The organism is Halorubrum sp. AJ67 (assembly GCF_000513435.1).
Window position 1 is genome coordinate 56261 of record NZ_CBVY010000020.1, and the last position, 3136, is coordinate 59396.

Annotated in this window: 4 protein-coding genes and 2 pseudogenes; all 6 read right to left on the reverse strand. The window is 67.8% G+C overall.

Annotation, left to right across the window (positions count from 1 at the left end; all coding sequences use genetic code 11):
• Positions 1-657: 30S ribosomal protein S3 (locus tag BN903_RS13535; RefSeq protein ID WP_048078235.1), on the reverse strand; the 657-nt coding region annotated here is incomplete at its 3' end.
• Positions 657-1121: a 50S ribosomal protein L22 gene (locus BN903_RS13540; protein ID WP_048078236.1), complete on the reverse strand. Its 465-nt coding sequence runs from the start codon at positions 1119-1121 to the stop codon at positions 657-659. The genes BN903_RS13535 and BN903_RS13540, both read right to left, overlap by 1 nt.
• A gap of 3 nt (positions 1122-1124) precedes the next feature.
• Positions 1125-1550 (reverse strand): 30S ribosomal protein S19, encoded by a 426-nt coding sequence (locus BN903_RS13545; protein WP_048078237.1) that lies wholly within the window; start codon positions 1548-1550, stop codon positions 1125-1127.
• A pseudogene (locus tag BN903_RS16120) lies at positions 1547-2268 on the reverse strand (50S ribosomal protein L2). The gene BN903_RS13545 and the pseudogene BN903_RS16120 overlap by 4 nt, the downstream one beginning before the upstream one ends.
• 1 nt (position 2269) lies before the next feature.
• Positions 2270-2524, reverse strand: a complete 255-nt coding sequence (locus BN903_RS13555; protein WP_048078239.1) for a 50S ribosomal protein L23 — start codon at positions 2522-2524, stop codon at positions 2270-2272.
• Positions 2521-3136, reverse strand: a pseudogene (gene rpl4p, locus BN903_RS13560) (50S ribosomal protein L4); the annotation flags it as partial. The gene BN903_RS13555 and the pseudogene rpl4p, both read right to left, overlap by 4 nt.

Here is a 3136-nt window from a genome sequence, read left to right on the forward strand (position 1 = left end):
GAGGGCCTCGACACCCTCGTCGTCACCCGCGGCCGCGGCCTGCTCGACTTCCGGGACCTCGGCGTCCTCTCGGACCTCGAAGTCGTCGGGCAGGGTCGCGCCCGGCGGGATGATCTTCACGTTGACGCCGATCGTGCCGAGCTTCATGACGGCGACGCCCTGGCCGTGGTCGACGACCTCCTCCGCGGGCTCGCCGTTGTGCTTGATGTAGCCGCGGTTGAACTTCTCGACGCGCGAGCGCGCCCCGGTGACCTTACCGGACAAGACGATCTCGGCACCTAACGCGCCGGCGTCCATGATCCGGTCGATCGTCGTGTGACCGGCCTTGCGGAAGTACCAGCCGCGTTCGAGGGCGTTCGCGAGACGGTCCGCGACGATCTGGGCGTTCAGGTCGGGCTCGTCGACCTCCTGAACGTCGATCTGCGGGTCGTCCATGTCGAAGCGGTCCTCCAGCTCGGTGGTGATCTTGCGGATGTTCTTCCCGCCCTTCCCGATCACCATCCCGGGCTTTTCGGCCTTCAGGACGATCTGCGTGCCCATCGGCGTCTGGGCGACGTCCATCCCGCCGTAGCCGGCGCGGCCGAGCTCGTCCGCGAAGAACTCGTTGATCTGGGAACGGCGCAGGCCGTCCTCGATGAATTGGTGTTCGTCAGCCATTAGTTGTCAGCCTCCGGCTCCTCGATGATCAGTTCGACGTCGGCGAGCGTGGTGTTCCACTCCGTCGCGCCCGCGGCGCGGGGGTTCCGACCGGGTCGTTCGCCGACCTTGTGCGGGGCGACGTGTTTGATGACCATCTCCTCGCCGTCGAATCCCTGCTCGTCGGCGTTGTTCCTGACGTTCTCCAAGAGCTTGAGGAAGTCCTTCGCGGCCTTCTCGGGGTACCGTCCCGCGTCCCAGCCGTCGATGTCGGAGCGGTGACCCGCGCCGGCGTTGTGCTGGCGCATCGGCACCGAGGTCTCCTCGTCGATGACTTCCCGGAGGAACTCCTCCGCGTCGGCGACCGTCTCGCCTTTGATCTCTCGGGAGATCTCCTTGCTGTCCTTCACGCTGATGGGCCGGTCGCGGAGCATCCCCTTGGCGGTGGTCTCCGAGTCGGCCTCGACGCTGTAGTTGATTCCCATGGGTTACTTGAGGGGCACGAACTTCGAGGACCGGGTCGCGCCGATGCCGGCCTGACCGTGTTCGACGGTGCTTCGCGTGAGGTGGAACTCACCGAGGTAGTGCCCGATCATCTCGGGCTCGACCTGAACGCGCTCGAAGCTGTGACCGTTGTACACGGAGAAGGTGACGCCGACGAACTCCGGCAGGATCGGCATGTCGCGCAGATGCGTCCGGATCGGGTCGTCGGCCGTCGTCTCCTTGTCGCGGCTCCGGACCGTCTCCAGCAGCTTCTGCTGTTCGGTGCCGAGTCCGCGAACGATGCTTCGCCGCTGGCGTGCGGGGAGCAGTTCCGCGACCTCGTCTACGTCCATCTCCTGCAGCTCGTCGAGCGAGTGACCGCGGTAGGCGAACTCCTTGCCCTCGCGGCCGGTTCGGTAATCTGAACTCATTTGTTGCTACCTCGTCCGGTGCGCTTGGATGCGATGTCACCGACCTTGCGTCCCGGCGGGGCGTTCCGCGAGACGGACTTCGGCTGTCCGGGGTGTTGGCGACCACCGCCACCGAAGGGTGGTCGACGGCGTTCATCGCGACGCCGCGCACGCGCGGGTATTTGCTGCCGCGCGCTTTCATCTTGTGGTGTTTGTTCCCGGCCTTGACGAAGGGCTTCTCCGTCCGGCCGCCGCCCGCGACCACGCCGATCGTGGCGCGGCACTGCGGGTCGAGTCGCTTCACTTCGCCGCTGGGGAGCTCGACGACCGCGACGTCGCGGTCGTGGGTGAGAAGCGTCGCCGACACGCCGGAGGCGCGCGCGAACTTCCCGCCGTCCCCGCGGTTGCTCTCGACGTTACAGACCGGCACGCCCTCGGGGATCTCCGCCAGCGGGAGCGTGTTGCCCGGCTTGATCTCCGCCGAGACGCCGACCTGAATCGTCTCGCCCACGCGCACGCCTTCCGGCGCAAGCACGAGCCGACGGTCGTCGTCCTCGAACTCGATCTCCGCGAGCGGAGCCGAGCGGGCGGGGTCGTGTTCGATCCCGACAATCTCGCCGGTGATCGTGTCCACGTCTTCGAGCTTCTTGTGCGACAGTTCCGCCTTGTAACGGTGGGAGGGGGCCCGGAACGTCGGGCCGCCGCGTCCGCGCCGTTGTCCTTGAATTCGTCGTCCCATCTTAGAACACCCCGATGCGCGAGGCGATTTCGGTCGCGTCGTCGTCCTCGGAGAGGGTGACGATCGCCTTCTTCTCGCCCTGCGGCGTCACCTGCGTGTTCACGCCGACGACGCCCACGTCGTAGCGGTCCGCGACCTCGGAGCTGATCTCCGGTTTGGTCGCGTCCACATCGACGAGGAACAGCAGCTTGTTGTTGAAGTCCATCTCGTTCATCGCCTGCTCGGTGACGATCGGGTGCTCGATGATCGAGTTCATCGGTCGGCCACCTCCGAGACGGCGCTTTCGGTCCACAGCGTGAGGCGGCCCGGATGCGCGCCCGGCGCGAGGTCTTCCGCGTTGACCTCGCCCGCGGTCGCGATGTCGACGCCCGCGAGGTTGCGGGCGGCGCGGGACGGCTCCTCACTGGTGACGACGAGGACGGACTTCGGCTGGCGGTACTTGCGGCCGCGGGCCTTCCCCTGTCCGGCGCGGACGGAGCGGCCCTCCTCGGAGCGCTCGATGTCGGCGTCGACGCCGACGGCTTCGAGCACGCTCAGGGCCTCCTGCGTCTTTTCGAGGTCCTCGAACTCGTCGCTCACGACGAGCGGGAGGTCGAGGTCCTCGTCGAACGCGTGGCCGCGCTCGGCGACGAGCTCGGCGTCGGTGTGGCCGCGATGGCCGACCGGATGGCGAGCTGTCGCTCCTTGTCGTTCAGTTTCTCGTCTGGTCCTTCTCGGCCTTCGGCGGGTGCGCGGCGCGGCCCGACACGGCATGCGGGACGCGACGGGCGACGTTCTCGGAACGCGGCACGTGCGCGAGCCCGCGGCCGGAGCCGAACGACTCGGCGGGCGTCCGCAGCCCGGCGAACTCGTCTGCCCCGTAGGCCTG

Bases quoted from the DNA above. Each gene is read 5' to 3' on its own strand.
- BN903_RS13555 (WP_048078239.1), bottom strand. From the start codon at position 2,524: ATGAACTCGATCATCGAGCACCCGATCGTCACCGAGCAGGCGATGAAC.
- BN903_RS13540 (WP_048078236.1), bottom strand. From the start codon at position 1,121: ATGGGAATCAACTACAGCGTCGAGGCCGACTCGGAGACCACCGCCAAG.
- BN903_RS13545 (WP_048078237.1), bottom strand. From the start codon at position 1,550: ATGAGTTCAGATTACCGAACCGGCCGCGAGGGCAAGGAGTTCGCCTAC.